Below are 26,442 nucleotides of genomic sequence, written 5' to 3'. Positions count from 1 at the left end.
ACATCTGGGATGGCTGTCGAGCGGGCGGCTGTCCGCCCGAATGAAGATCGCTACACCAGGAGCGTGTCCAGTGGCCTCTCGGCCCTCGATCGGCTTGCCGAAGTTGTCTCGCCGCAGCCGCATCCTGCTGATCATCGCGGCGGTGATCGTCCTCGTCCTCCTTGTCGGCTCCCGGTTGCTCGACACGTACGTCGACTGGCTGTGGTTCGGCGAGGTGGGGTTCCGCTCGGTGTTCACCACCCAGGTCCTCACCAGGATCGGGTTGTTCTTCGCCATCGCGGTCTTCGTCGGCGGGCTGCTCGCGATCAGCCTGACCATCGCGTACCGGACACGGCCCGTGTTCGTGCCGGTGTCCGGCACTGAGGACCCGCTCGCCCGCTACCGCTCGACCATCGTCCAGCGGCTCCGGCTGTTCGGCATCGGCCTGCCCGTCATCGTCGGCGTCATCGCCGGGTGGAGCGGCCAGGGCGACTGGCAGAAGATCCAGCTGCTGATCCACTCCGTCCCGTTCGGGCAGACCGACCCGCAGTTCAACCTCGACATCGGGTTCTACGCGTTCAAGCTGCCGTTCTACGAATGGCTGATCGGCTGGTTCTACGTCGCGCTCGTGATCGCCTTCATCGGCGCCGTCGTGACGCACTACCTGTTCGGCGGCATCCGCCTCGCTGGCCGGGGCGGCCAGCTGTCCGGCCCGGCCCGGGTGCACCTGTCCACTGTCGCCGGACTGTTCATCCTGGTCTACGGGATCGACCTGTTCTTCGACCGGTACACGCTGCTCTGGTCCGGCCGCAACGACCTGTTCACCGGTGCCTCGTACACCGACCTCAAAGCGGTCATGCCGGCCAAGCTCATCCTGATGTCCATCGCGATCTTCTGTGCGATCGCGTTCTTCGTCGGTGCGTTCCTGCGCAACCTGCAGCTGCCGGCGATCGCGTTGGTGCTGCTCGTCCTTTCCGGGCTCCTCGTCGGCGCCGCCTGGCCGGCCGTGCTCGACCAGTTCTCGGTCAAGCCGAACGCCAACGAGAAAGAGGCCACGTCGATCGAACGGAACCTCAACGGTACGAAACAGGCGTTCGGGCTGACCGACGACAAGATCTCAGTGGACGAGTACCACAACAACGCGACCGCAGGCGCCGACCAGCAGATCCGCAACGACACCGGCACGATCCCGAACGTCCGGCTGCTCGACCCGAGCATCGTGTCGACCACGTTCAACCAGAAGGAGGCCCGCGCCAACTTCTACGGCTTCCCGGACAAGCTGGACATCGACCGGTACATAGTGGACGGCAAGGAGCAGGAGTACATCGTCTCCGCCCGCGAGGTGAAGTCGTCCGGCCTGACCGACAGCCAGAACACGTGGATCAACAAGTACATGGTCTACACGCACGGCAACGGGTTCGTCGCCGCGCAGGCCAACAAGATCGACCGCGCGCCGTCGACCGATCCCACCAACAGCACCCAGGGCGGCTACCCGATCTTCTCGGTGAGCGACCTCAACGCCATCAACTCCAAGCAGCACATGGACATCCCGGTCACCGAGCCGCGGGTCTACTACGGCGAACTGGGGACCGAGTACGCGATCGTCGGCGGCACAGGGGGACAGGCGCCTGGCGAGTACGACACCCCGACCGACCGGAGCTACCTGTACAAGGGCACAGGCGGCGTGTCGATCGACAGCTGGTTCAACCGGTTGGTGTTCGCCGCGTACTACGGCGAGCGCAACATCCTGTTCAACAGCGGCATCAGCGACGGCTCGAAGATCATGTACAACCGGAACCCGCGGGACCGGGTCGCCAAAGCCGCGCCGTGGCTGACCCTGGACACCGACCCGTACCCGGCCGTGGTCAAGGGCCGGATCCTGTGGATCGTCGACGGATACACCACTCTGGACAACTACCCGTACGCCCAGTCCACCTCGTTCGGCCAGGTGACCAACGACTCGCTGACCGGCGTGGCCCGCCAGCAGCAGGACCGCAAGATCGGGTACATCCGCAACTCCGTGAAGGCGACTGTCGACGCGTTCGACGGCACCGTGACGTTGTACGGCATCGACGAAAACGACCCGGTTCTCAAGGCGTGGTCGAGCGTGTTCCCCGGGACGGTCCAGCCCAAGAGCGCGGTCTCGCCGGAACTGAGCGCGCACTTCCGGTACCCGGAGGACCTGTTCAAGGTGCAGCGTGAGCTGCTCGCCAAGTACCACGTGAAGACGCCGCAGGAGTTCTTCTCCGCGCAGACCTTCTGGGACGTGCCGGCCGACCCCACCAGGGAAGGCGGACTCGACCCGAGCGGCAACGCGGCCAAGCAGCCGCCGTACTACGTACTGGCCAAGGCGCCCGGCCAGAGCCAGCCGACGTTCCAGGTCATCAGCGCGCTGAACTCGTTGAAACAGCAGTTCCTGGCGTCGTGGATCTCCGTGTCGTCCGACCCGGGCACATACGGACACTTCACCGTGCTCCGACTACCCACCGAGGGCGACACCATCCCCGGACCCATCCAGGTGCAGAACCAGTTCCGCATCACGGACGCGTTCGCAAAGGACAGAACCCTGTTCCAGAACCCTGGAACCGACATCCAGTACGGCAACCTGCTGACCCTCCCGGTCGGCGGCGGACTGGTGTACATCGAGCCGATCTACCTGAAACAGAAGGACATCAACGCCTTCCCGCAGTTGGCCCGGATCCTGGTGTCCTACAAGGGCAAGGTCGGCTTCGCGCCCACCCTGGACGCCGCGCTCGACCAGGTCTTCGGGCCGGGCAGCGGCCAGAACACCACAAAGCCGGGCGACAACAACGGCACAACGGACACCGGGACGTCGACCGCGGCACCGCCGCCGGCGCAGCAGAACTCCGGCAACACGCCCGAGCTGAACGCGGCCATCGCGGACATCAGCGCGGCCATCGCCAAGCTGCACACCGCGCAACAGGGCGGCAGCCTCGGTGACATCGGCAAGGCGCTCGAAGACCTCGACGCCGCGACCAAGCGGTTCGACGCGGCGAAAGCCGCGGCACCTCCACCCTCCTCCGCCCCGCCACCCTCGTCGCAGAGCGGCCCGCCGCCGTCGCCGACACCGGGGCAAGGAGGCGGCTGACCAGCGAAAACGGGAAATCCGTTCAACCGATTTGCTCCACCCCGCAACCACCAGGTAAAGTAATAGACACACAACGCGGGGTGGAGCAGCTCGGTAGCTCGCTGGGCTCATAACCCAGAGGTCGTAGGTTCAAATCCTATCCCCGCTACGCGGATGGGCGGACCCTGGTCGGTGTTGAGACACCTTCCCGGGTCCGCTTCGCTTCATTTTGGGGGGCCGAGCCCCCCAAACCCCCCACGTGCGCCTTCGGCGCCTCGCTAACCGCTTGGGGTATTAAAAGACTCCGCTTCTCCTTTCCTTTTGGGTTAGGGGGTTAGGAGGGCGTTTAGGATTTCTTGGGGGGCGGTTTTGGGGTGGCCGGCTTTGAAGGGGGGTTGGGGGTCGTATTCTATTAGTAGTTGGATTTTTTGGGCTAGGGTTTCTCCGGCTGTTTTTGCTGTCAGGGTTAGGGCCATGTCTATTCCGGCAGAGACTCCGGCCGCGGTGACGTACTTGTCGTCGAAGACCACTCGTTCCGATGTGGGGATCGCGCCGTAGGTGGCCAGTTGGTCCAGGCGGTGCCAGTGGGTCGTGGCTTTTCGGTCTTTCAGCAGGCCGGTGGCCGCCAGGATCAACGAGCCTGTGCAGACCGTGGTTGTCCAGGTCGAGGTGCTGTCGACCGCTCGGATCCACTCGTGCGTCGGGCTGTCTTCCATCAGGGCCTGCTGGCCGGGGCCGCCGGGAATCACCAGGATGTCGGCTTCAGGGACTTCGTCGAAGGTCGCGTCGGCCGAAATGGCCAAGCGGTCGGTGTGTGCACGGACCGGGCCTTTTCGCTCGCCGACAAAGACCAGGTCGGCGTTGGGCAGCCAGCTGAGGACCTCGTACGGGCCGACCGCGTCCAGGGCGGTGAACCGGTCGAAGATGAGGATCGCTATTTTCATCTTTCCTCCCTTGTCGCACTGTCAGAATCGGCGGCGGTACTCCGCCGGGGACACACCGAGCACCCTGACGAATGCCCGGCGCATCGACTCCGGAGTGCCGTAACCGCAGGTTTTGGCGATCTTCGTGATACCGGCCTCCGTGTCCTCCAGTTGCCGCCGGGCCGCCTCCAGGCGGACGCGGTCCACATAGCGGCCCGGCGTCATTCCGGTCTCCGCGGTGAAAACCCGGGCGAACTGGCGCGGCGACAGGTTCGCCCGAGCCGCGAGTGCCTCGACCGACAACTTCGCCGACGGATGCTCGGAGATCCACTGCTGAACCTCCCGCAGCGGACGGCGTTCCGCGGCCTGCGCGGTCAGCTGCGCGCTGAACTGGGTCTGGTTGCCCGGCCGGCGGAGATACATCACCAGATGGCGGGCGATGAGCAGGGCCACATCCCGGCCGAGATCCTCCTCCACCAACGCCAACGCCAGATCAATGCCGCTGGTGACACCCGCCGATGTCGCCACGTTGCCGTCCCTGACGAAGATCGGCTCGGGATCGACCTCGACGTCCGGGAACATCTTCGCCAGCATGTCGCACACGGACCAGTGCGTAGTGGCCCGGCGGCCGTCGAGCAGCCCCGCCTCGGCCAACAGGAACGCTCCACTGCAGACCGAAACGATCCGGACGGCCAGCGGAGCGTTCACCCGCAGCCAGTCGACCAGCTTCGGAAGCGGAGCATGGGTGCCCGTGCCGCCGGGCACGACGATCGTGTGCGCCTCCGACACCGCCGCGAGATCGATGTCCGGAACGATAGTGAGGCCGCTGTGGCTGCGGACCGGCCCGCCGCCCACAGACGCCGTCACCACCGAGTAGTAGTCGTTGCCGACATGCCGGGTCGCGCCCGCGAAGACCTCCAGCGGGCCGGTCAGATCAAGCGTCTGGAACCCGTCGAAAACGGGCATCAGCACCAGCTTCGGCATGCCTCCATGGTCACGCCGACACCCAGTGACCGCAATGCCACGGACCCCACCTTTCCTGCCAAGGCACCCCCCGCGAAAACCCCGTGACCGACCATGTAGAGTTCAAAACACAACGCGGGGTGGAGCAGCTCGGTAGCTCGCTGGGCTCATAACCCAGAGGTCGCAGGTTCAAATCCTGTCCCCGCTACGCGGATGGGCGGACCCTGGTCGGTGCTTTGGCACCTTCCCGGGTCCGCTTCGCTTCATTTTGGGGGGCCGAGCCCCCCAAACCCCCCACGTGCGCCTACGGCGCCTCGCTTCGCGCTCGGCTTGCTACACCCGCGTACGCCTGCCGCGCTGCGCTTGGCTTGCTACAAACCTGCGTGCGCCTGCGGCGCTTTGGTTCGCGCTCGGCTTCCTCAAACCCCAGGTCGCCTACGGCGCGCTGCTTCAGTCAATGCCCACTTGGCGCCTCGCTTGCTACAGCTCCCCTACGGGCGCCTTTGGCGCCTCGCTCGGCTTGCTCACAAAGACCTCCTTCCTCGTTCCTCCTTCCTTTCGTCTCTCCTCTGTCCTTCCTCTCCTGTGTCCTCGTGCCCTCTCACCTCTTGGTCCTCCTTCTTCCCCCTCGTCCTCCCGTCTTCCTCTTCCCGCCTTCTTCGTGCCTTCTTCTTCCCGACCCTTCTTCTCCGCTCCCTCCGTCCTGCACCTCCCTTCTTCCTCCTCGGACTTGTCTGTCCTCTCGGCCCTCCTGCCTCCTCTCGCTTCTTCTGTGCGTGTCGCCTGTGCGTGCTCTCCTGTCTCTTTGGTCCTTCTCTTCGCGTCTCTGTCGGGCCTCTGGCTTTTTCTGGTTTTTTTGGGGGTTGGGGGTTTGGGGTGGTGGGGTGGGGTGGACTGGACCAGTTGGGTCTATTTTGGACTGGGGGTGGGTTTGTTTGCGTTACTGATCGCCACTGGGTGTAGTCGTTGTTGGCCGCTGGTCGATGATCTGCCGCCGGACGGCGCGGGAGCGTGTTCGGTTCGTGGCGGAGCTGGCACACTGGGCACATGGAGCTCGTGCCCCCTTCACCGGAGATGGAGGCTCTGCTTTCCCGGCAGGAGGCGGAGTATGAGCGGCTCGTTCGGGCGTGCTCGTTGCCGTTACTGGGCATGGCCGAGCCCGCGCCACAGCCGCGCTTACTCGGTGAGGCGGAGATCCATGACGGCGTCGTGGAAAGTGTCGGACTGGCTTACGGCGACCTGATGCGTCCGAGTGGGCCATTGGTCCAGGTGCACACGGCGCGGTGGCGCGACAGTCGGCCCACACCGCCGGACCTCCGCTGGTTCCTGGAGAACCTGCTGGACAGCATGGACGATGCCGGACCGGTGGGTGGCGACCCGGTACCGGCCCATGTGGTCGTGAACGGGACGCCCCGGCCCGCGTCGCTGCTGCGGACCCGACGAAAGATGTGGGCCGCGCGGTGCTGGCACCGGGATTCGGACATCATCGTGGTCGCCCGCGAGTGGGAGTTGGCCGCTACCCACCTGGTGGCCGTCCCAAACCTCGAATCGTTCCTGCGGGGCCGCCGGGAGTACCTAAGGGACCTGCGCGCCAACCCGCCGACAATGCCCATCATGGAGCGACCGTTCGATGTCGCCACCGCGCACCGGTCCCTGATCGACGTGACGCTCGCCCGCAGTGCCCAACTGGAGGCGGCGGCGCGGGAAGGGCGTCCGCCGCGGCTCCGGGCCAATGGTCGTAAGCAGGGCGAACTCTGGGAAGCCGCCGTACGGGCGCAGATGCACCTGGCCGATCAGTCCAGACAGGACGCTAATGAGGCCGTGACCATTCTGGTGAACCAGTTGGGCCGTTTGCAGGAGAAAGCCAGTTGGTTCGCCAACCGACGACTCCGCGACGCGGCGGTCACCGAGACTCTCCTGTACTGGACCGGGATGCGGACCGAACTGCTCTCCCGGCCCGCGCAGGAGAGCTGGCGGACCGTCTGGGCGTCCCAACGCACCTGGACGCCCGACCCGTTCGCACACCAGGAAAGAAGTTCTCTGCCGCACGATGACTCGTTGCGACGCTGGCACGCGGAGCTGATGACCGGGCAGGACGAATGGCTCCGTGCCTGGTCGGAGTGGGTACGGCAGAAGGGGTACTGAGCCAATCGGGTGTAGTTGCGACATCCGGGTGACGAGTAGCCACAGTGGACACTTTGCCTGCCCATTGTGGACAGCGAGCGAAATTCATGGCACGGTGGTTACGTGTCTGAACTGAACGCAACAGCCGCGGCTCTGCTCGGCTTGCTCCATGACGGCCCGAAGACGGGTGGCCAGCTGGTCGCGGTGGCCCGTGAGCGCTTTGGCGCGTTCTTCAGCGTCACGCGCAGCCAGGTCTACCGCGAGCTTCCCGCACTGGCGGACTCCGGACTCGTCCGGCTCGGCAAGCAGGGTCCGCGGTCCAGCCAGCAGTACCTGATCACGGCGGCCGGCAAGAAGGCATTCAAGACGTGGCTTGCCTCAGAGCCTGGTCCAGACCACCTGCGCAGCCCGCTGATCCTCCGCCTGGTGCACGCCAGCAACTTGACCGCCAAGCAGCGCGTGGCGCTGGTGGACTCCGCCCGCACGGCGTACAACGCCGAGCTGGAGGAGGCCCGCAACGCGGTCAAGAACACCGACGACAACTACGCGAAGGCGATCGGCGAGTTCGCGGTGGCCCGGGCCAGGGCCGCTCTGAAACTGCTCGACGCCGTCCCGAAAGACTGAAACCCACCGCCGGTCGGTTGTGTTTCGACCGACCGGCAACACACCGGCGCACGGTCTGACGTAACCTTCTTGGCCGTGAACCCGGACGTCGCAGCTGACCTGAACGATCTCTCCGCCACGTTGCACAGCATCGAGGCGGTGACAGATCTCGATGCGCTGCGCGCTCAGGTGGCCGAGCTGGAGCAGCAGGCCGCGAGCCCCACCCTGTGGGACGACCCCGAGCAGGGCCAGCGGGTGACCAGCCAGCTGTCGCACAAGCAGGCTGAGCTGCGTCGCCTCGCTGAGCTGCGGCAACGCCTCGACGACCTGCCGGTGCTCTACGAGCTCGCCGAGGACGAGGGCGACGAGGGCAGCCTGGCCGAGGCGGACTCCGAGCGCGCCCGGCTGCGGTCCGAAGTCGCCATCCTCGAGGTGCGGACCCTGTTGTCCGGTGAGTACGACGAGCGTGACGCCCTGGTCACCATCCGTTCCGAAGCAGGTGGTGTGGACGCCGCCGACTTCGCCGAGATGCTCCTGCGGATGTACATGCGGTGGGCGGAGCGGCACGGGTACTCCACCGAGGTCTTCGACACGTCCTATGCGGAGGAAGCGGGCATCAAGTCGGCCACGTTCAAGGTCGCCGCGCCCTACGCGTACGGCACGCTGTCCGTTGAGCAAGGTACGCACCGACTTGTCCGGATTTCCCCGTTCGACAACCAGGGCCGCCGGCAGACGTCGTTCGCCGGCGTCGAAGTCGTGCCGGTCGTGGAACAGTCCGATCACGTCGAGATCGACGAGAAGGAACTGCGGATCGACGTGTACCGCTCGTCGGGACCCGGCGGCCAGGGTGTGAACACGACCGACTCCGCGGTACGCATCACGCACATACCGACCGGCATCGTGGTCTCCTGCCAGAACGAACGGTCCCAGCTGCAGAACAAGGCGTCGGCAATGGTCGTCCTGCAGGCCAAACTGCTCGAGCGGCAACGCCAGGAGGAGCAGGCCAGGATGGACGAGCTCAAGGGCGACGGCGGCTCCAGCTGGGGAAACCAGATGCGATCGTACGTTCTGCACCCGTACCAGATGGTCAAGGACCTGCGGACCGAGCACGAGGTGGGCAACCCCACAGCGGTCCTGGACGGCGACATCGACGGTTTCCTGGAAGCCGGAATTCGGTGGCGAAGGACCAACTGAACGTGTTAGCGAGGGTTAGGCAACAGCCCGATAACGGTCGTGGGTAGACTCGCCGACCGTGATCCGGCTTGAGCAAGTTTCCAAGATCTACAAGACGTCGGCGCGCCCCGCGCTCGACGACGTCACGGTGGACATGGACAGGGGGGAGTTCGTCTTCCTGATCGGCCCGTCCGGGTCCGGGAAGTCGACCTTCCTCCGGCTGTTGCTGCGCGAGGAAGTGCCCTCCAAGGGCAAGCTCTACGTCAACAACTTCGACATCACCAGGATGGCCCGGCGCAGGGTCCCCCGTCTGCGGCAGTCCATCGGCTGTGTGTTCCAGGACTTCCGGCTGCTGGTCAACAAGACCGTGGCGGAGAACGTGGCGTTCGCCCTCGAGGTGATCGGCAAGCCCCCGCACACCATCAAGAAGGTGGTGCCCGAGGTGCTCGAGCTGGTCGGCCTGGACGGCAAGGCCGGCCGGATGCCGCACGAGCTGTCCGGTGGCGAGCAGCAGCGTGTGGCCATCGCGCGCGCGTTCGTGAACCGGCCGTTGGTGCTGCTCGCCGACGAGCCGACCGGAAACCTGGACCCCGACACCAGCCAGGACATCATGCTGCTGCTTGAGCGGATCAACCGCACAGGCACGACCGTGCTGATGGCCACGCACGACCATTCCATCGTGGACTCGATGCGCCGCCGCGTGGTCGAGTTGGCCTTCGGCCGGGTCATCCGTGACGACGCCAGAGGCGTGTACGGCGTCGGCCGATAGCCCCAACCCCCGAACCGAGGAACCCCACCCCGATGCGTTTCAGTTTCGTGTTGACCGAGGTCTTCAACGGCCTTCGGCGCAACGTCACGATGACCGTCGCGATGATCCTGACCACCGCGATCTCGCTGGGCCTGCTGGGGGGCGGCCTGCTCGTCGTCCGCATGATCGACCACATGCGGGACAACTTCGGCGACAAGGTGGAGGTGAACGTCTACCTCGTCAAGACGGTCTGGGGAGACACGACCTGCACCCAGCAGCCGTGCGCCGGCCTGCGCAGCGCCTTGGAGGGCGACCCGGCCGTCTCCGGGGTCACGTACGAGAACCAGGACGAGGCGTACGACCGGTTCAAGAAGATCTTCGCCGGTCAGCCGGAGTTGCTGCAGCTGACCCGCAAGGAGTCGCTGCCGACGAACTTCCACGTGCGGCTGAAGGAGCAGGACCGGGCGTCGGTCATCGTGCAGACCTTCACCGGCAAACCCGGGGTCGACCGGGTCGAGGACCAGGGGGTGTTCCTGGAACGCTTCTTCGGTGTCCTCAACGGAATCCAGGCGGCCACGTTCGTGGTCGCGGCGATCCAGGCGATCGCGGCCATCCTGCTGATGACCAACACCATCCAAGTCTCCGCCTTCACGAGGCGGACGGAAGTCGGCATCATGCGCCTGGTGGGCGCGACGCGGTGGTATACCCAGCTTCCGTTCCTACTGGAAGCCGTGGTGGCCGGGCTGGTCGGTGCCATCCTGGCGATCGCCGGCCTGATCGGCAGCAAGCTGTTGTTCATCGACAAAGTGCTGGCCGAACCCATCCAGGCCGGGATCATCCCGGGGGTGAGCACCGTGGACATCGTGGCGATCTCGCCGTGGATGCTGCTGGTCGCGATCCTCGTCGCCGTGGTCACCGGGTACAGCACGCTGCGGCTCTACGTCCGAACATAACCGCTGGCCACGTGCCGTAAGGTTTTGCCATGGCGAAAGAACGTGGTCAGAAAGTGATCGCGTCGAACCGCAAGGCGCGGCACGACTACGAGATCCTGGACACCTATGAGGCCGGGATCGTGCTGGTCGGTACCGAGGTGAAGAGCCTGCGGCTCGGGCGTGCGTCGCTGGTGGACTCGTTCGCGACAGTCGACGACGGCGAGGTGTGGCTGCGTGGGCTGCATGTGGCCGAGTACGAGATGGGCACGTGGACCAACCACGAGCCGCGTCGGCGCCGCAAGCTGCTGCTGCACCGCAACGAGATCCTCAAGCTGATCGGCAAGACCAAGGAGAGCGGCCTGAGCCTGGTGCCGTTGTCGATGTACTTCAAGGACGGCAAGGTCAAGGTTGAGCTGGCGTTGGCCAAGGGCAAGAAGTCGTACGACAAGCGGCAGTCGCTGGCCAAGCGGGACGCGGAACGGGAGATCACCCGGGCTGCCGGGCGTGCCCGCAAGCGCGGGGGCGGTTGGTGAACGACGAGGAACTGCCGGCGTGGGTCGCCGGGCTGGGCTTGCCCGGCCTGGTCGACCTGCACGTGCACTTCCTGCCGGAGTCGGTGCTGCGCAAGATCTGGGCGTACTTCGACAAGGCCCGCGAGAACTACGGCTTCGACTGGCCGATCCGCTACCGGTTCGATGAGGACGAACGTGTCCGGCTGCTGCGCGGGTTCGGGGTCATCGGCTTCGCGCCGTTGGTATACCCGCACAAACCGGGCATGGCGGAATGGCTCAACCAGTGGGTCGCCGAGTTCGCCGCGCGCACCCCGGGCGCCGTTGCGACCGCGACCCTGTTCCCCGAGCCCGAAGTCGAGCAGTACCTGGCGAAAGCCCTGGACGACGGCGCCCGCTGCGTGAAGGCGCACGTCCAGATCGGTGCGTACGACCCGCGGTCGCTCGAACTGGACCCGGCGTGGGGACTGCTGGCCGAGGCCGGCGTGCCCGTGGTGATCCACTGTGGACACGGTCCGTTACGGGGCAGGTTCACCGGTCTGGACGTCTTCGACGAGGTCCTGCGACGACACCCAAGGCTCACCGCGGTGCTCGCGCACGCCGGGATGCCCGACTACGACCTGGCATTCGACCTGATGGAGCAGTATCCGAACGTCCATTTGGACACGACGATGGTCGGTGTCGACTTCGGTCAGCCGCTGCCCGGCACCTTCGTGTCCCGGCTGGCGGTCCATGCCGACCGGATCGCTTTGGGCACCGACTTCCCGAACATCCCGTACGAATACGCCCACCAGATCGCCGCGATCGCCGGCTGGGCGGAGGCGAACGACCAGCTTGGCGCCGGATTCCTGCGCGCCGTGCTGCACGACACCCCCGCCCGGCTGCTCCGCCTGGTGCCATGACCGGGCAGGTCCGCCGAGAACCGATCACCCTGTCCAGGCCTAGGCCTGACGGACGACGCTGATCTCAGGTAGCCGGTAGCGGGCCGCCGCGAGTCCACCGAGGACGACCGCGGCCCACGTCGCCGCACCCGAGGACACCAGCGAGCCGCCTGGGGTGAAGCCGGTGGCCGCGATGCCCAGCGTCCCGGCCGCGACCAGGACCGTGCCCAGCATGACCTGCGGCATCGGCGGCCGCAGCGTCAGTGGGTCCGGAGCGTTCGCCTCGAACCTGCCGAACAGCCGCAACAGGCCGAACAACACCCCGGCACACGACCCGATCCACAACGGCAACACGGCGAACCAGGCCAGGCTGCCCGGGGTGGGTGTGCTGTAGCCGAACCCGATCGTCCACACGCCGGCGACCGCGACCATCGCGGACATGTGCCACAAGTACAGGCTCATCGACCGGGCACCCACCCACGTGAGCACCTTCGCGGCCCGCGGCCGGGCCACGAGGGACCGGATGACCGGGCGGGCCAGCAGGACCAGGCCGATCTGGCCGACCCCGAGCGCGATCAGGCACGTCGTCGGCGGGCCCGCGTTGGACACCGGCGCACCCGGCATGCCGACCATGCTCAGCGGATACGGTCCAAACGCGACCATCAGCGCGGTAACACCGAAGCCCCCGACAGCCAGCGTGGCCGCGCCACGCGTCGACACCGGCCTGCCCGCCGCGTAGTGGAAGCCGAGCTGGTGCACAGCCAGCCAGACGAACAGCGCATTGAGATACCCCGCCATCCCGAAACCTTCGAACCTCACCAGATCGATGAGGACCGAGACACCGACCAACACCATGAAGACGCTCAGACCGTGCTTTTTGTGAGCTCGGAGCATCAACGGAGTCAAAAGAATCGCGGCGAGGTAGACGGCCATGAACCACAGCAGCTGGCCGACGACCGCGGCACCGACGTTCAACGGCTGCACGGGCACGCCCAAAGTCATCAACAGCCGGGGCAACAGCAGCCAGACGGCGATCAACGGCAGCAACGGGATCGCCAACCGGTGCAGGCGCGAGGACAACCAGTCGCGGTCCGAGCCGCCGCGCGCCCGGTGCGTCCGCAGTGACAGCAGGTTGGCCGCGCCGCCCGCGAAGAACACCAACGGCATCACCTGGCCGACCCACGTCAGCACCCACCAACCCGGTGTGGCGTAGGCGTTTCCGGTGGTCAGCTCGGTGCCGGTCCAGCCGAGCACCGGCACCAGCCAGTGTTGGAACACCACCAGCATGATCGCCAGAACCCTGACCACGTCGAGGAAAGGATCACGTTTGGACACCGCCGCTGCCCCCATCGATCGGAAATCTCGTTGTCTACCAAGAGTTTTCCGGTCGAGAGTGCCGAGAACACTGGTGGCTGCGCCCGTTTCGGGTGGGGGCTGTCCCTACCTATCGACGTTCCAGATACGCCAGCACGGCCCGCACCCTGCGGTGTTCCTCCTGGCTGGGCTCCAGGCCGAGCTTGGCGAAGATGTTCCCCACGTGCTTCTCCACCGCGCCGTCGGACACGGTCAGGCTGCGCGCGATGGCGGTGTTGGACAGGCCCTGCGCCATCAGCCCGAGCACCTCGCGCTCGCGCGGCGTCAGCGCGTCGATCGGGTTGCGTCTGCCACGTGCCATGAGCTGCGAGATCACCTCCTGGTCGAAGACCGTCCCGCCGCGGGCGACCCGCCGGACGGCGTCGACGAACTCGGCGACGTCGGCCACCCGCTCCTTGAGCAGGTAGCCGACGCCGCCAGCGCCCGCCGAGACCAACTCGACGGCGTAGCGCTCCTCCACGTACTGCGACAACACCAGGACCGGCAGGTCCGGGGTGAGCTCACGCGCCCGCAACGCGGCTCGCAGGCCCTCGTCGGTGAACGTCGGCGGCATCCGGACGTCCACAATGGCCAGATCCGGCCGGTGCTCGGCGATCACGCCGAGCAGGCTCTCACCGTCCTCGACGGCCGCCACGGTCTCGATGCCCTCGTCGGCCAGCAGCCGCTGGATGCCGGCGCGGAGCAGAACGGAATCCTCGGCGATCACCACTCGCACGGCAGGTCCGCACGGATCACTGTGGGCCCGCCAGGCGGGCTGTCAACGGTCAGCACGCCGTCAATGGTGGCAGCCCGGTCGGCCAGCCCGGCCAGCCCACCCCCACGCCTGGTGTGCGCGCCACCCTGACCGTTGTCGGTGATCTCCACGATCACGTGGTCACGTTCCCGCCGGACGTCCACCGCGGCCCGGGTCGCGTTCGAGTACTTGGCGACGTTCGTCAACGCCTCGGCCACCGTGAAGTACGCCGTGCTCTCCACGGCCGCGGGCGGACGCTGGTCCGTCGACAGCGACTGCTCGACCGTGACGTCGACCGGCACCGGCGCCTTCGCCGCCAGCGACGACAACGCGGCATCCAGGCCACGGTCGCCCAACACGGCCGGATAGATGCCTCGGGCAAGGTCCCGCAACTCGGCGACGGCGAGCTTGGCGTCCGCGTGCGCCTCGTCGATCAGGGCCTTCGCAGCCTCCGGATCCAGATCCATCCGGTTCTTCGCCCGGCCCAGGCTCATCGCCACGGCCACCAGCCGCTGCTGGGCGCCGTCATGCAGGTCCCGCTCGATCCGCCGGCGCTCCGCCTCGGCCGCGTCCACCCCACGCGCCCGGCTCGCCTGCAGATGCGCGGCCTCGGCCCGCAACAGCATCGCCTTGCTCGGCCCGAGCAGCGCGACCGCCATCTTCCCGCGCATCTTCGCCACCCAGCGGCTCGACACAAACGCCAGACACAGCACCAGCAGACCCGCCGCGGCCGGGATCAGCGTGTCCTCGAACGAGTGGATCACGTAGAACGGATGCCGGGGGCCGCCGAACATCATGTCGGTGTTGACCCACTGGGACCACAGCGGCAGCGTGCTGAACCCGAGGCCGACCGACCACAGCACCACGAACACGATGAACGAGACCATCGAGATCGGGAACGTCACCGCCAGGTACAGCAAGTCACGCCAAGTAGCCGGATCGGTGAACAGGCGCCTGAACCAGCCGACATTCTTCTCCGGAAAGCGGTACGGCTGCGAGATGTAGTAACCGAGCGTGGCGTACACGAACCGTCGCTCGAACCGTGCGTACAGCCGCCACCACAGGATGGTGGCCGCCATCAACGGGATACCCACCCACACCACCGCGGTCCCCACGCTGGCGAAGAAGAACGCGACAGACGTCGGGAACCAGAACACGTCCACCAGGAAGCTGACCAGCAGGTAGACGTTCGCCCCCAAGGACCGCGGCTGATGCTCGCGGCCATCCACCTGCTCCACCTCGGTCGTCATAGGCCCAAGCATCCCTCCTGACGCCGGCCCACGCGATGGAGTAAGCCGGTCCACCCACGGTAGGGCCAACCCCACCCCATAACCGGAATGAACCACCCGGCGCGACGCGTTATGCTTAGCGGAACAACAGCAACACACCCAGGGGGGTGAACGGTTTCGACTCTGGACGTTGAGTCAAGGGAAGCGTGCAGGTGCAGGCGAGAGACCACCTCAAGCGTCATCGCAAACCAATAAGCGCCAAGACCTCGAGTCAGCGCGAGTTCGCCCTCGCTGCCTGAGCAGCGACGGTGACTCTGTCAGCCCGGGAGTGCCTCCGGCCCGGTTTGCTGGCATCAGCTAGGAGGCTTACCGCCGGGTCCGGTCGCGGGGCCCGGTTGGGAAGCTCACAGCGACTGGGCTCGTCACGTCGGCAGGTTCACATGACCGACGGAGCCAAGTAGAGGCAGAGTGAACTGCGCACGGAGAAGCCTTGGCAAGGCGGCAGAGGACCCGGGTTCGATTCCCGGCACCTCCACTCGGGACGACCCTGCTCGCTTGCTTCGCAAGCTCGCCGGGTCGTTCCGCATATTTTTGGGGGGCCGAGCCCCCCAAAACCCCCCACGTGCCGCCTTCGGCGGCCTTGCTTTCCAGCGGGCTCCGCCCAAACTCCAACTGCGGCCTTCGGCCGGCTGGCTCACCGGCGTGGTGGCGGGTTTCAGTGGGTGCGGTCGTAGGTTAGGGCTAGTTCGCCCAGGGGTCCGGTTTCTTGGTGGGTGAGGGTCCATTTTGTGGGTGGGAGGCCGTCTTTGAAGAGGTGGTGGCCGGCTCCGGTGATTTCTGGGGTGACCATCAGGTAGAGGCGGTCGATCAGGTCGGCTGCGAGTAGGGGTTTGATGATGCTGGCGCTGCTGTTCACCAGGATGTCGCCGGTGCCGGTGGCTTTGAGGTCGGTGATGACGTCCGTGGTGGGGGCGTTGGCTATCCGGGTTCGCTCCCAGGGGGAGTCGGTCAGGGTGGTTGAGAGGACTACTTTTTCGGTGTCGACCAGCCATTTCGCGTATCCGCGGTCGCGGGGGTCGGCGTTTTCGTCGGTGGCGATGGTGGGCCAGAAGCCCAGGAATCCTTGGGCGTTGAGACGGCCGAGGACGGCTGTTGTGGCGTTCTGCCAGATGCGGGTGAGGTGGTCTCGCGCGACCTCTGTGGTCGCGTACGGGACGATCGCGCCCAGATCGGTGGGGCCGCCGGGGCCGTTGTAGCGTCCGTAGAGGGTGAGGGTGATGTTCGCGGTCACCTTGCGGCTGGTCATGACTTTGCTTCCTGTTCTGTGCTGCGGATGGTTTCGGCGAGGTTGTCGAGCACTTGGCCCCAGCCGGTGTCGATCCCGGCGATGGCGGGGACTGCCTCGACGGTCGTTTCGGTGATGCGCAGGGTCATTCGCAGCTGGGTGCCGCCTTCGACTTCGGTGAGGGACAGGTCGTAGTGGCCGGTGAACGAGACCGCGCCGGCTGTGTCCAGCACTGACAGGTCGAACACGAGGCGCTCAGGTTGCGTCGCGGCGTGTACGGATCCTTCGGAGTGGTATCGCCCTTCGGCGTCGCGGTACTCCAGAACGGCACGTCCGCCCACTCGCGGTTCGAGGACGCAGTCGATAACCGTCATCGACGGCGGGACCCACCAGGACGTCAGCAGGCCCGGGTCGACCCAGTGTCGCCAGACGACGTCCACGGGCGCGGCCAGCGCACGCTCGAAAGAGAACGTCCGCCCGTCCGCCCATCGTTCTCGGTCCGCGACCGCGTGGTTCGCGTCGATGGCGGCGAGGTAGCGCGTGATGACGTCACGCTCACCTTCGTTCGCCTCGATGGTCTCGACCAGTTCACGCAGCCGGATGGTCAGAGCCGCCAGCGGGGCCGCCTCGACCGCGTAGACACGACGTTGCCCCAGTGGGAAGACGGTGACGACGCCGGCGCGGGCCAGGGTCTGGAGGTGCTTGGTGGTCTGTGGTTGGCGTAACCCGGTCAGTTCGGCCAGCTCACCGACAGACCGGGGACGCTCAGCGAGCAGCTCCACGATGCGCCACCTCGCGGCGTCGCCGAGTGCTGATGCGATCTGGTCCATGGACCAAGCATTCACCAAGTGGAATATTCATGTCAAGGAATATCTTGGGTCACCAGGTCGGTCGGGTGGAGACGCCGCCGTCGACAGTGAGGTTGTGGCCGGTGATCCAGGCGGCGAGAGGCGAAGCGAGGAACAGGCAGGCATTGGCGACGTCGGTGGGTGTGCCGAGGCGGCCCAGTGGCGCGGCCTGTTGCCAACGGCGCACTCCGTCAGGCCAGTCCGTGGCCAGCCCAGGGCGATCGATGAGACCCGGGGACACTGTGTTGACGCGGATACCGCGCGGGCCGTACTCGAGCGCGGCGGCGCGCGCGTGCATGACGAGAGCGGCTTTGGCGGTGCTGTAGTGCGCATGGCCTGGCGCTGGCTGGGTCGCTTCGATCGAGGCTATGTGCACGATGCAGCCGCCACGGTCGGCCATGGCGCGGGCGGCTGCTTGGGTGCAGGAGAACGCGCTGGTCAGGTTAGTGTCGATCATGGTGCGCCAGCTGGTGACGGGCATGTCCGGCAATGCCTCGACCGGTTGGATCCCGGCGTTGTTGACCAAGGTGTCCAGCCTGCCCGCCCACCCGGTCGCCGCGTCCACGAGCCTGTGGCAGGCGTTGTCGTTGGACAGGTCGGCCTGCAGGGCGGTGGCCGTGCCTCCGGCCGCTTCGATGAGCTCGACGAGCGCGGTGGCCGCGTCGCGGTCGCGGCGGTAGTGAACGGCGACGGCGCTGCCGGCCTCGGCGAAGCGCCGCGCGATCACCTGGCCGATGCCGCCACTGGCCCCGGTGACAAGAACGGTAGTGCCGGTGAGGTCAAGCATCTGACTCCTCAGGACGAACGTGCCAGGGCATTCTCTGCCCACGTCGTTGAATCGGCAGTGGCAGGACAGTTCAAGCCGCGGCCGTCAGTGAACAGGCGTGAACGTCGTCAGTGCCCGCCGCAACTGGTCGGGTTCCATGTCCAGCGCGCCGTGGTAAGGCTGGCGGATCAAGAGCAGGGCGAACACCGCCATCGCGATCAGCGCGGCCTCCGCCGTGAGGGGAATGAGCGGTGCGACGGCGTGTGGCAGTCCAACGAGCAGAGCGTGGGATATCAGCGCCAACGCGGCGACGATCACAGCGACAACCAGGCCCCACGGGAGGCCCATGGCGGCGTCGCGGAGCCGGGCCAGCCTTGTGTCGAGCACGTTGTCGAGGTACTTGAGCGCTTGCGTGCGGGCCACCTGGACGGTCGCGTCGGTGGGCTGGATCGTCAGCAGCTTCTGGGAAAGATGGTCCGATCGCACGTCGGCGTCGTGGTCGGTCCCGCCCGTCTCCAGTCGTGGCCACTCGTTGTCGATGAGCAGGCGCGTGTGTTCTCGGACCTCTGCGCGTAGTTCGTCGCCGTGCGGCAGAGCACCGACGGTCATGTGCAGCTTGACGAGCGCCGCGCGCTCGTCTTGTGCGTGGATCTTGGCGTTGTTGTACGACTGCCAGGCCAGGATCACCGAGAACACGAGTGACGCCAGGAACAGCACGTTGAACAGGGCTCCCGCCTGAGATGTCGTTTGGTCCTGCCACCCTTTCCGTCGCTCGCCCAGACGAGTTCGGCGAAGCCGGCCGGCGACGGTCGCGGTCAGCAGACTCGCCACGATCCCGGTCAAGATGCCCCAGGCGACGAACACCGCCATCGGAAACTCCTATCGTTGTGCCGGCAGCCGGTCGAGAAAAGACTGTGTGTTGCTCGTTCCCGAAACTGTGACGGCCGGGGAGCTGACCACCCCCAATCGTTGCGTAGGCTATGCACATTGCACAGCTTCCACTGCGCCGTGTTCCTTGGGAAATTGGGAGCCGGGCACGATACTTCGGCCAGGTCACTCGACCGATGCCGGCGACTGATACCGGTTCCGGCTGACCGCCACTCTGTCGGGCGAGTGTTCGCACTGATTCCGTTCTCGCGGACGGTAACGGGCGCGTGCGGTGACTTGGATTGCAGCCGAAAGTTTGGCGTGTCGAATTCCGTTCATGCCATCGAAGGAAACTTTGCTCACCGAACTCACGCGGTCATCCGATAAGGTCAACATCCCCGGATGGCGTTCGGCACGTCGGGCCGCCTGTGTACTGTCTCCCGTTCCGTAGGCTGGGCAGAGTGACAGCCGATGCGTGGGAATGGGATCCCTTACTGTATTCCGGCAGCGCCGCCTACTACCCGAGAGGCCGCCTCGCCTACCCCGAGTCCCTGGCCGAAGCCCTGGCCGTCGAACTGGGCCTGGACGGCACCGGGCGCCTGCTCGACGTCGGCTGCGGTCCCGGTTCGCTGACCCTGCCGTTGGCCGGTCTGGTCGAACAGGCGGTCGGGCTGGACGCCGACCAGGGCATGATCGACGAAGCCGGCCGGCTCGCCGCGGCCGCGGGGATCGCGAACACCCGATGGCTGCGGATGCGCGCCGAGGACCTGCCCGCCGGGCTCGGCACCTTCAGGCTGGTCACCTTCGCCCAGTCGTTCCACTGGATGGATCGGTCCCAGGTCGCCGCGGCCGTGCGCGGGATGCTGGACGCCAACGGAGCCTGCGCACACGTGCACGCGACGACACACCAAGGAATCGAGGGCGATACAGCGCTGCCGCACCCCAGGCCACCTCACGCGGCGATCGCCGAACTGGTGCGCGAGTACCTCGGCCCGGTGCGACGCGCGGGCCGGAGCGTCCTGCCGCGTGGCACGGTCTCAGGCGAGAGCGAGATCTACCGGGCTGCGGGATTCACCGGGCCACGGCGAATCGAGATACCGGGCCAGGTCGTCACTCGCCTGACCGACGAGATCGTCGCGGCGACCTTCTCCTTGTCCAGTTCGACACCACACCTGTTCGGCGACCGCCGAACCGAGTTCGAAGCCGACCTGCGGCGGATCCTGCTCGACACCAGTCCGAGTGGACTGTTCAGCGAGCAGATGCGGGAGATCGCCGTCGACATCTGGCGGCCCTGACGGCCGGTCAGCCCGGTTTCCTCGCTTCGAACAGGGTGCGGCTGCTGTGCGCCACGAACGGGCCTTCGGCGGTGATCTGCTCGTGCAACTCCTTGAGGCGGTGCAGGTACTTCGCCACCGTGAAGTCCGGCACCATCCAGATCACCTTGCGCAGGAAGTGAACGACCGCGCCGATGTCGTAGAACTCCATCCGCAGCCGCTCGGTGTGCAGGTCGACGATCTCGAGTCCGGCTTCTTGTGCCTGCGCTCGTTCGGTGTCCGGGTCGCGGCCTTGTCTGTGCTGGGGACCCAGGAAGTACTCGACGACTTCGAAGGCGCTTGCCGGGCCGACGTGTTGGGCGAAGTACGTGCCACCGGGTCGCAGAACGCGTGCGACCTCGTCGAAGTATGGCTTGACTGGGTGCCTGCTGACCACAAGGTCGAAAGCGTTGTCGGCGAACGGGAAGGGCGGCTCCTCAGGGGCCGCGACAACGACCGTCCCCAACGGATGCAGCAGTGCCGTCGCCTTGACCACGTTCGGCGGCCAGGCTTCGGTCGCTACGCACAGCGGTGGCCGCCTGGGCACGCCAGCGAGCACTTCGCCGCCGCCGGTCTGGACGTCCAGGGCCGCGGTCGCCTTCGCCATCCGTTCGCCCATCGACCGCTGGTATCCCCAGGACGGTCGCGCCTCGGTGGCCCGACCGTCGAACCAGGAGAAGTCCCAGCCCTCGGTGGGCGCCGCGTCGGCCTCGGCGACGAGCTCCTCGAACGAGCGCGGTGCGGTCATGCCGGGCCGACGCTGTCCAGGATCACCTGACCGAGCTCCTTGGGCCTGGTGAACTGCGGCCAGTGCCCCGTCGGCAGGTCGACATGCGTGACGTCCCGGATCTTCGTGAGCTCCCGGACCGCCGAATGCCACGGGTGATCCGGCTGCATCCATCCCTGGATGGTCTCGCTCGACACCTCGCACGCGATGACCGTGACGGGCACGTCATAGCGCCGCTCGTCGGAAAGCTCCTGTTGGTCGCTCGCAACGCGCACCGGCGACGGGATCGCGCGTTCGCGGAACGCGGCACGCAAGTCTTCGGTGAGGTCCACCAAGTCTTCTGGCTCGAAGACCGACCAGTCCGGCAGCGGGATCTCCCCGTTCGCGACCGGCAGCTCGTCGTTGATGACTCCGCCGTGGCCCAACGGCCAGCTGTCCACATAGACCACTCGGGCGACCCGGTCGGGCCGCTTGTCCACCGCGGCATGGGCGATCGCGCCGCCGCCGGAGTGCCCGACCAGCACGACCTGGCCGGCGAGGGAGTCGATCACATCGACGACCGCGTCCACGTGGTCCCGCAGGGTGATCCCTGATCTGTCGGCGTCTTTCGACGCCATGCCAGGCAGGGTCAGCGCGTGCGTCCGGTGTCCCGCGCTCGCCAGGACGGGAGCCACCTTGTCCCATGTGGAGCCGTTGAGCCACAGGCCGGGGATCAGGATGATGTCCATGGCCGCAGGCTAGAGCATGCCACCGACAACGCCGTCCGAGTTGGGGTGTGGCCGTGGACCTGGCCCCCGGAGTTCGTGCCACTCGGCGAGCAGGGCGGGCATCCGCTCGGCCAGGAAGTCGTAGAAGGCGGCGCCTTCCTGGATCATCGCCCGCCGCCCGGTGGCGCCGTCGGCGAGCAACGCCAACGCGTCGCGGGCGATGGTGGCCTGTTCCCGGTACGTCGTGCCGGCCATGCCGGTCGGGTCGAGCGCCTGCGGGTCGAGCGTGACGTGATCCATCCGCTGGCCCACCGAGCGGGCCCGGCGCACCGCGCGGTAGCCGGTGAGCAGGGTGACGGCGCCGGTGATGGCGCTGCGGCTGGCGAAGAGGGCCTCGCTCAGCTCGGCGATGCTCTGCTCCGGCGGCTGGCAGATCAACAGGTACCCGAGTACCCGGCCGGCCACGGGCGGGTAGCCGTACTCGCGGGCGTAGAAGTCGGCCACCCGGTCCAGGAACGCGAACTCGTCGGCGGTGGGCATGGCCGAAGTCTGACACGGACGACACGGATGACACAAATAAGTGTCATCCGTGTCGCTCACTCTGAGTGAAAGTGGAGCGGTGTTCCGGTGTCAGTCAGGATGCGGGAACGAGTGGTGTTCGTGAGCGACGACCCAACGGCCGTGCTCCTTGCGCAGGCCGAGGGTGAGGCGGAGGGGTTCGCCGAGCTGGTCCGGGAGCCCGCAGCGCAGCAGGGCGTGCGCGAAGGCCACGTCGTCGCCCGCCGTGATCTCCAGGGTGTCGACTTCGAACACCGCGCCCCTGGCCTGCCATTCGAAGAATGACGGCCAGGTCTCGCGGTACGCGTCGATGCCTCGCGGCCGGGCCGGCGGGACGTCGAACATCACGATGTCGTCGGTGTGGTCGGCGAGGACGCCGGGCAGGTCGCCGGCGTGCACCGCGGCCGTCCAGCGCTCGACGAGGGAACGGATCCGGTCTTCGTCAGTGGTCATACGACAAGAACCCGGCGGGTCGCCGGAACTCATCGCGAATGTCAGCCGTCCGCCCAGATCACGTCGACCGCGGCGCGGACCTTTTGTCCCTCCTGCGGCTGGGCCGCCACGTATTTGGTGAGGAACTCGATGACGTCCTCGGCGGGCGACTTGAACGCGTCGAGCGGGCGGTCCTTGATTCTCGGCCGGAAATTCGGGTCGGTCAGTATGCGGTCCAGATCGCCGCTGACCAGATTCGCTCCTTTCTCGATGCGCTGGCGTTGCAGCGCGGTCAACGGAGTGTCCGGTTTGTTGAGGACCCGGCGCAGTGTCGACTGGGGTATGTCGCCCTGTAGCGCCACATCCTTCAACTGCATGCCTTGTTCCACGTACGCTTCCTTGACCAGCCTGCTCATCCGCAGACGATCCTCTATCCGCTCATTGGCGCTCACGAGCGCACATTAAACGCAACTCACCGCGATCGTCAAAGGAGAACACCCGATGGTGTGAACTCTCGGCTTGTTGTGGGCGCTTGCAAGCGCTACTTTCTTTTCATGGTGCGGAACCGGCTTACTTTGCCGTTCAGCGGCGCGCGTCTGCGTGAATGGCGGGAACGGGCGGGGTTGACCCAGCAGGACCTCGCTGGAAAATGCGGCCTGTCGCGATTCCAGATCTCCCGATGGGAGACCGGCGAGGCCAAACCCGCCGTCCGCGCGCTGGAACCGTTGGTCCGCGGCCTGGGAACGGCACTCGGGCGAGACGGTTTCACGCTGGACGACCTGCTCGACGCGCCGGCGAATGGCCGCCTGGTCGACGGTACCGGATCTTAGTCGAAGAAAACCGTTGTCGCGGTTCGTCCGGACTCTCCTTGAGCGATAACACCGCCCGCCATTTCCGAAATTCCGGAATCTCGATTTCCGGACTCGCGGCGCCGCGATTCGGCCGATGGGCGGTGTTGACACTCCAGAGTCGGCTGCTTACGTTCAGTTGATGGCGTCTGGTCAGTCCGTGCCCGGGGCGTTGGCGGAGTTACTGGCAGTGGGGCCGTTCCACGTGGCGTTGCGGGCGGCGATCAGCTCGAGCGGGCTGGCGCTCGACCGGATCCGGTACCGGCTGCGGCTGCGGGACGTGACCATCAGCGTGCCCACCCTGAGCAACTGGCAGTCCGGGCGGCGAAGACCGGAACGACCGGAATCCCTGCGCGCGCTGGCCGAACTGGAACACGTGCTTGAGCTGCCGCCGGCGGCGCTGTTGTCCTTACTGGGGCCGCCACGACCGCGCGGGCGGGCCGCGCATCCCAAGGGGCCCAACGCGATCGTCACCACCTGGGGGACCGGTGTCGAACCGTTGCTCGCCGGCATCGACACCGCGTCCGACGGCCGGCTCACCAGGCTGAGCCAGCACGACCGGGTCGTGGTCGACCGGTCCGGCCGGGTGGCCGAGGTGGCGAGCCGGCTGATCCTGCGCGCCAGCCACGACGGCGCCGACCGGTGGATTCTCGTGTGGGACGCGGGCCACGCCGAGCGGATTCCGGAGGTCGTCGCCGGGCAGCACTGCCGGCCGCGGCTGCTGAACGTCGACCCGGACACCCGGATGATGGTCGGCGAACTCGCCTTCGACGCCCCGCTCGCCCGCGGCGACACGATCATCCTGGAGTACCGGATCGTCTACCCCGCCCAGCCGCGCACCGACAGCGACACGTACTTCCGGCGGTTCCACCGGCCGACCCGGGACTACGTGCTGGAGGCCATGTTCGACCGGTCCGCGCCGCCGCGCCGCTGCCACCGGCTGGACGGGCCGGCGCTGGTGCCGAGCCCGGCCGCGTCGGTGCACCTCGTCGAGTTCAACGTGACGGGGACCGTGGGGATCCGCTGGAATATGTAGCGTGGACAACGTTCTGGCACCCATGCAGGGCACGGTCGTACTGGTCTCGGTCGGCCCCGGCGACCAGGTCAAAGCCGGCCAACAGGTGGTCGTGCTCGAGTCGATGAAGATGGAGCACGTCGTCGCGGCGCCGCGGGCCGGGCACGTGACGTCGGTGTCCGTGGCGGTGGGGGACACCGTCGGACAGGACCAGCCGTTGCTCGTGATCGCGCCAGGGGAGGCCGATCACGCCGAGGAGCACGTTCCGACGGCCGACGGCGACGAGACCCGGGCCGACCTCGCCGAGGTCCTGGCGCGGCGGGCGGCCGGGCTGGACGTGAACCGGCCGGACGCGGTCGCCCGGCGGCGGCGCGAGGGCCGGCGGACGGCTCGGCAGAATGTCGAAGACCTCTGCGACCCCGGGACGTTCGTCGAGTACGGCGCTCTTGTCGTCGCCGCCCAACGACAACGCCGGTCGTTCGAGGAGCTCGTGACGAAGACACCGGCCGACGGGCTGGTGGCCGGGATTGGTGCGGTCAACGGCGTGCAGTGCGTGGTGCTGGCGTATGACGCGACCGTGCTCGCCGGCACGCAGGGGGTGTACAACCATGCCAAGAAGGACCGGATGTTCGAGATCGCGGCCCGCCGGCGGCTTCCGGTGGTGCTCTTCGCCGAAGGCGGCGGCGGGCGGCCCGGGGACACTGACGTGCCCACGGTCGCCGCCCTGGACGCGGCCGCGTTCTCTTTGTTCGCACGGCTTTCCGGACTGGTGCCGCTGGTCGGGATCGTCGCCGGCCGGTGTTTCGCCGGCAACGCGGCCTTGTTGGGCTGCTGTGACGTGATCATCGCGACCGCGGACGCGAACATCGGGATGGGCGGCCCGGCGATGATCGAGGGCGGCGGTCTCGGCGTCGTCACCCCGGAGGAGATCGGGCCGATGGACGTCCAGGTACCCAACGGCGTCGTGGACATCCCGGTCGCCGACGAGGCCGAGGCCGTCCGGGTCGCCAAGCGGTACCTGTCCTACTTCGGCGCGGTGCTGTCATGGTCCACAGTGGACCAGACCGTCCTGCGGAACGCGGTGCCGGCGAACCGGGTCCGTGCGTACGACGTCCGAGCCGTGATCGATGTCTTGGCGGACAAGGACTCGGTGCTGGAGTTGCGGTCGGGGTTCGGCGGCGGGATCATCACCGCCCTCGTCCGGGTCGAGGGCCGGCCGGTGGGAGTCATCGCGAACAACCCCGGCCACCTCGGCGGCGCGATCGACCGGGACGCTGCGGACAAGGCCGCCCGGTTCATGGGCCTGTGCGACGGACACGGCCTGCCCATCGTCTCGCTGTGCGACACGCCCGGGTTCATGGTCGGCCCGGAGTCCGAGCGGACCGCGACCGTGCGGCACTTCAGCCGGATGTTCGTGACCGGCGCCAACCTGAGCGTGCCGATCTGCGCGATCGTGCTGCGCAAGGCGTACGGGCTGGGCGCCATGGCGATGTTCGGCGGCGGCGCCAAGGTTCCGCTGGCCACGGTCGCGTGGCCGACCGCGGAGTTCGGCGCGATGGGCCTGGAGGGCGCGGTCAAGCTCGGCTTCCGGCGGGAACTGGCGGCGATCGAGGATCCCGTGCGGCGCGAGGAGACCCTGGCGGAGATGGTCCAGTTGGCGTACGAGCACGGCAAGGCGTTGAACGTCGCGTCGGTGTTCGAGATCGACGACGTCATCGACCCGGTCGACACCCGCCGCTGGATCACCGCCGCGCTACCGGAGGTCGTCCGCCCGGGTGACCGACCCAACATCGACACGTGGTGAAAAGTGATATCAC

At 67.0% G+C, this 26,442-nt stretch carries 26 protein-coding genes, 2 tRNA genes and 1 other RNA gene; 15 read left to right on the top strand and 14 right to left on the bottom strand.

Annotation, left to right across the window (positions count from 1 at the left end; translation table 11 throughout):
- Positions 1–70: 70 nt before the first annotated feature.
- Both EV192_RS14210 and EV192_RS14205 read left to right on the top strand, forming a co-directional pair.
- Positions 71–3,088, top strand: a complete 3,018-nt coding sequence (locus tag EV192_RS14210; RefSeq protein WP_132115135.1) for a UPF0182 family protein — start codon at positions 71–73, stop codon at positions 3,086–3,088.
- A 74-nt stretch (positions 3,089–3,162) separates the two neighbouring features.
- A tRNA-Met gene (locus tag EV192_RS14205) sits at positions 3,163–3,236 on the top strand.
- Positions 3,237–3,393: 157 nt separating this feature from the next.
- On the opposite strand, the gene EV192_RS14200 is transcribed toward EV192_RS14205, so the two are convergent.
- Positions 3,394–4,011 (bottom strand): DJ-1/PfpI family protein, encoded by a 618-nt coding sequence (locus EV192_RS14200; RefSeq protein WP_132115133.1) that lies wholly within the window; start codon positions 4,009–4,011, stop codon positions 3,394–3,396.
- A 21-nt stretch (positions 4,012–4,032) separates the two neighbouring features.
- Complete coding sequence (locus EV192_RS14195; protein ID WP_132115131.1) at positions 4,033–4,974, bottom strand: GlxA family transcriptional regulator; 942 nt, start codon at positions 4,972–4,974, stop codon at positions 4,033–4,035.
- A gap of 113 nt (positions 4,975–5,087) precedes the next feature.
- Here EV192_RS14195 and EV192_RS14190 point away from each other — a divergent pair.
- From EV192_RS14190 to EV192_RS14155, 8 genes are all read left to right on the top strand, one after another.
- Positions 5,088–5,161: transfer RNA gene (locus EV192_RS14190), tRNA-Met, on the top strand.
- A gap of 839 nt (positions 5,162–6,000) precedes the next feature.
- On the top strand, positions 6,001–7,098 hold the full coding sequence (locus EV192_RS14185) for a hypothetical protein (protein WP_132115129.1): 1,098 nt from the start codon (positions 6,001–6,003) through the stop codon (positions 7,096–7,098).
- Positions 7,099–7,200: 102 nt separating this feature from the next.
- Entirely contained in the window at positions 7,201–7,701 is a 501-nt protein-coding gene (locus tag EV192_RS14180) for a PadR family transcriptional regulator (protein WP_132115127.1), read from the top strand.
- Positions 7,702–7,776: 75 nt separating this feature from the next.
- Positions 7,777–8,874, top strand: coding sequence for a peptide chain release factor 2 (gene prfB, locus EV192_RS14175; protein ID WP_132115125.1), 1,098 nt, complete (start codon positions 7,777–7,779; stop codon positions 8,872–8,874).
- 58 nt (positions 8,875–8,932) lie between these two features.
- The gene (gene ftsE, locus EV192_RS14170; protein WP_132115123.1) at positions 8,933–9,622 is read left to right on the top strand and encodes a cell division ATP-binding protein FtsE; all 690 of its coding nucleotides are present in this window, start codon (positions 8,933–8,935) and stop codon (positions 9,620–9,622) included.
- 32 nt (positions 9,623–9,654) lie between these two features.
- Positions 9,655–10,554: a permease-like cell division protein FtsX gene (gene ftsX / locus EV192_RS14165; RefSeq protein WP_132115121.1), complete on the top strand. Its 900-nt coding sequence runs from the start codon at positions 9,655–9,657 to the stop codon at positions 10,552–10,554.
- A gap of 29 nt (positions 10,555–10,583) precedes the next feature.
- The gene (gene smpB, locus EV192_RS14160; RefSeq protein ID WP_132115119.1) at positions 10,584–11,066 is read left to right on the top strand and encodes an SsrA-binding protein SmpB; all 483 of its coding nucleotides are present in this window, start codon (positions 10,584–10,586) and stop codon (positions 11,064–11,066) included.
- On the top strand, positions 11,063–11,944 hold the full coding sequence (locus EV192_RS14155) for an amidohydrolase family protein (RefSeq protein WP_243726815.1): 882 nt from the start codon (positions 11,063–11,065) through the stop codon (positions 11,942–11,944). The genes smpB and EV192_RS14155 overlap by 4 nt, the downstream gene beginning before the upstream one ends.
- A gap of 39 nt (positions 11,945–11,983) precedes the next feature.
- Here EV192_RS14155 and EV192_RS14150 read toward each other — a convergent pair whose 3' ends face one another.
- From EV192_RS14150 to EV192_RS14140, 3 genes are all read right to left on the bottom strand, one after another.
- Positions 11,984–13,258: an acyltransferase family protein gene (locus tag EV192_RS14150; RefSeq protein WP_243726814.1), complete on the bottom strand. Its 1,275-nt coding sequence runs from the start codon at positions 13,256–13,258 to the stop codon at positions 11,984–11,986.
- Between the two features lie 109 nt (positions 13,259–13,367).
- Positions 13,368–14,012 (bottom strand): response regulator transcription factor, encoded by a 645-nt coding sequence (locus EV192_RS14145; protein WP_165960379.1) that lies wholly within the window; start codon positions 14,010–14,012, stop codon positions 13,368–13,370.
- Positions 14,000–15,280 carry a sensor histidine kinase gene (locus EV192_RS14140; protein ID WP_165960378.1) on the bottom strand — a complete coding sequence of 427 codons (1,281 nt, stop codon included), beginning with the start codon at positions 15,278–15,280 and terminating at the stop codon, positions 14,000–14,002. The genes EV192_RS14145 and EV192_RS14140 overlap by 13 nt, the downstream gene beginning before the upstream one ends.
- Before the next feature lie 142 nt (positions 15,281–15,422).
- On the opposite strand from EV192_RS14140, the gene ssrA reads away from it, so the two are divergent.
- Positions 15,423–15,797, top strand: a transfer-messenger RNA (tmRNA) gene (gene ssrA / locus EV192_RS14135).
- 177 nt (positions 15,798–15,974) lie between these two features.
- On the opposite strand, the gene EV192_RS14130 is transcribed toward ssrA, so the two are convergent.
- The 4 genes from EV192_RS14130 to EV192_RS14115 form a co-directional block, all read right to left on the bottom strand.
- Positions 15,975–16,565 (bottom strand): dihydrofolate reductase family protein, encoded by a 591-nt coding sequence (locus EV192_RS14130; RefSeq protein ID WP_132115111.1) that lies wholly within the window; start codon positions 16,563–16,565, stop codon positions 15,975–15,977.
- Positions 16,562–17,374 carry a metalloregulator ArsR/SmtB family transcription factor gene (locus tag EV192_RS14125; protein WP_132115109.1) on the bottom strand — a complete coding sequence of 271 codons (813 nt, stop codon included), beginning with the start codon at positions 17,372–17,374 and terminating at the stop codon, positions 16,562–16,564. Before EV192_RS14125 ends, EV192_RS14130 begins: the two co-directional genes overlap by 4 nt.
- A 49-nt stretch (positions 17,375–17,423) precedes the next feature.
- A complete protein-coding gene (locus tag EV192_RS14120; RefSeq protein ID WP_132115107.1) occupies positions 17,424–18,179 on the bottom strand; it encodes an SDR family NAD(P)-dependent oxidoreductase in 756 nt (251 codons plus the stop codon).
- An 84-nt stretch (positions 18,180–18,263) separates the two neighbouring features.
- Positions 18,264–19,028, bottom strand: a complete 765-nt coding sequence (locus EV192_RS14115) for a bestrophin-like domain (RefSeq protein WP_132115104.1) — start codon at positions 19,026–19,028, stop codon at positions 18,264–18,266.
- 458 nt (positions 19,029–19,486) lie between these two features.
- Here EV192_RS14115 and EV192_RS14110 point away from each other — a divergent pair, with 458 nt between their 5' ends.
- Positions 19,487–20,320 (top strand): class I SAM-dependent methyltransferase, encoded by an 834-nt coding sequence (locus EV192_RS14110; protein WP_132115102.1) that lies wholly within the window; start codon positions 19,487–19,489, stop codon positions 20,318–20,320.
- A gap of 7 nt (positions 20,321–20,327) precedes the next feature.
- Here the strand turns inward: EV192_RS14110 and EV192_RS14105 are convergent, their stop codons facing one another.
- From EV192_RS14105 to EV192_RS14085, 5 genes are all read right to left on the bottom strand, one after another.
- Entirely contained in the window at positions 20,328–21,086 is a 759-nt protein-coding gene (locus EV192_RS14105) for a class I SAM-dependent methyltransferase (RefSeq protein WP_132115100.1), read from the bottom strand.
- The gene (locus tag EV192_RS14100; RefSeq protein ID WP_132115098.1) at positions 21,083–21,793 is read right to left on the bottom strand and encodes an alpha/beta fold hydrolase; all 711 of its coding nucleotides are present in this window, start codon (positions 21,791–21,793) and stop codon (positions 21,083–21,085) included. The genes EV192_RS14105 and EV192_RS14100 overlap by 4 nt, the downstream gene beginning before the upstream one ends.
- Before the next feature lie 9 nt (positions 21,794–21,802).
- Complete coding sequence (locus EV192_RS14095) at positions 21,803–22,312, bottom strand: GbsR/MarR family transcriptional regulator (RefSeq protein ID WP_132115096.1); 510 nt, start codon at positions 22,310–22,312, stop codon at positions 21,803–21,805.
- 90 nt (positions 22,313–22,402) lie between these two features.
- Positions 22,403–22,783: a YybH family protein gene (locus tag EV192_RS14090; RefSeq protein WP_132115094.1), complete on the bottom strand. Its 381-nt coding sequence runs from the start codon at positions 22,781–22,783 to the stop codon at positions 22,403–22,405.
- A 41-nt stretch (positions 22,784–22,824) separates the two neighbouring features.
- A complete protein-coding gene (locus tag EV192_RS14085) occupies positions 22,825–23,214 on the bottom strand; it encodes a hypothetical protein (RefSeq protein WP_132115092.1) in 390 nt (129 codons plus the stop codon).
- A 102-nt stretch (positions 23,215–23,316) separates the two neighbouring features.
- Between EV192_RS14085 and EV192_RS14080 the strand changes: the two genes are divergently transcribed.
- The 3 genes from EV192_RS14080 to EV192_RS14070 all read left to right on the top strand — a co-directional run bounded on the left by EV192_RS14080 (position 23,317) and on the right by EV192_RS14070 (position 26,429).
- Positions 23,317–23,592, top strand: a complete 276-nt coding sequence (locus EV192_RS14080) for a helix-turn-helix domain-containing protein (protein WP_132115090.1) — start codon at positions 23,317–23,319, stop codon at positions 23,590–23,592.
- Positions 23,593–23,752: 160 nt separating this feature from the next.
- A complete protein-coding gene (locus EV192_RS14075) occupies positions 23,753–24,646 on the top strand; it encodes a hypothetical protein (protein ID WP_132115088.1) in 894 nt (297 codons plus the stop codon).
- 1 nt (position 24,647) lies between these two features.
- The gene (locus tag EV192_RS14070) at positions 24,648–26,429 is read left to right on the top strand and encodes a carboxyl transferase domain-containing protein (RefSeq protein ID WP_243726813.1); all 1,782 of its coding nucleotides are present in this window, start codon (positions 24,648–24,650) and stop codon (positions 26,427–26,429) included.
- Positions 26,430–26,442 lie beyond the last annotated feature (13 nt).

It is taken from the genome of Actinocrispum wychmicini, from assembly GCF_004345645.1.
GTDB lineage: Bacteria > Actinomycetota > Actinomycetes > Mycobacteriales > Pseudonocardiaceae > Kibdelosporangium > Kibdelosporangium wychmicini.
Note: the sequence above shows the minus strand (reverse complement) of the source record. Positions and strands in the feature narration are given on the sequence as shown.

Coding starts and splice junctions, on each gene's coding strand:
- EV192_RS14200 (WP_132115133.1), bottom strand. CDS start 4,011: ATGAAAATAGCGATCCTCATCTTCGACCGGTTCACCGCCCTGGACGCG.
- EV192_RS14195 (WP_132115131.1), bottom strand. CDS start 4,974: ATGCCGAAGCTGGTGCTGATGCCCGTTTTCGACGGGTTCCAGACGCTT.
- EV192_RS14185 (WP_132115129.1), top strand. CDS start 6,001: ATGGAGCTCGTGCCCCCTTCACCGGAGATGGAGGCTCTGCTTTCCCGG.
- ftsX (WP_132115121.1), top strand. CDS start 9,655: ATGCGTTTCAGTTTCGTGTTGACCGAGGTCTTCAACGGCCTTCGGCGC.
- smpB (WP_132115119.1), top strand. CDS start 10,584: ATGGCGAAAGAACGTGGTCAGAAAGTGATCGCGTCGAACCGCAAGGCG.
- EV192_RS14140 (WP_165960378.1), bottom strand. CDS start 15,280: ATGACGACCGAGGTGGAGCAGGTGGATGGCCGCGAGCATCAGCCGCGG.
- EV192_RS14130 (WP_132115111.1), bottom strand. CDS start 16,565: ATGACCAGCCGCAAGGTGACCGCGAACATCACCCTCACCCTCTACGGA.
- EV192_RS14125 (WP_132115109.1), bottom strand. CDS start 17,374: ATGGACCAGATCGCATCAGCACTCGGCGACGCCGCGAGGTGGCGCATC.
- EV192_RS14120 (WP_132115107.1), bottom strand. CDS start 18,179: ATGCTTGACCTCACCGGCACTACCGTTCTTGTCACCGGGGCCAGTGGC.
- EV192_RS14115 (WP_132115104.1), bottom strand. CDS start 19,028: ATGGCGGTGTTCGTCGCCTGGGGCATCTTGACCGGGATCGTGGCGAGT.
- EV192_RS14105 (WP_132115100.1), bottom strand. CDS start 21,086: ATGACCGCACCGCGCTCGTTCGAGGAGCTCGTCGCCGAGGCCGACGCG.
- EV192_RS14100 (WP_132115098.1), bottom strand. CDS start 21,793: ATGGACATCATCCTGATCCCCGGCCTGTGGCTCAACGGCTCCACATGG.
- EV192_RS14095 (WP_132115096.1), bottom strand. CDS start 22,312: ATGCCCACCGCCGACGAGTTCGCGTTCCTGGACCGGGTGGCCGACTTC.
- EV192_RS14090 (WP_132115094.1), bottom strand. CDS start 22,783: ATGACCACTGACGAAGACCGGATCCGTTCCCTCGTCGAGCGCTGGACG.
- EV192_RS14080 (WP_132115090.1), top strand. CDS start 23,317: ATGGTGCGGAACCGGCTTACTTTGCCGTTCAGCGGCGCGCGTCTGCGT.
- EV192_RS14075 (WP_132115088.1), top strand. CDS start 23,753: ATGGCGTCTGGTCAGTCCGTGCCCGGGGCGTTGGCGGAGTTACTGGCA.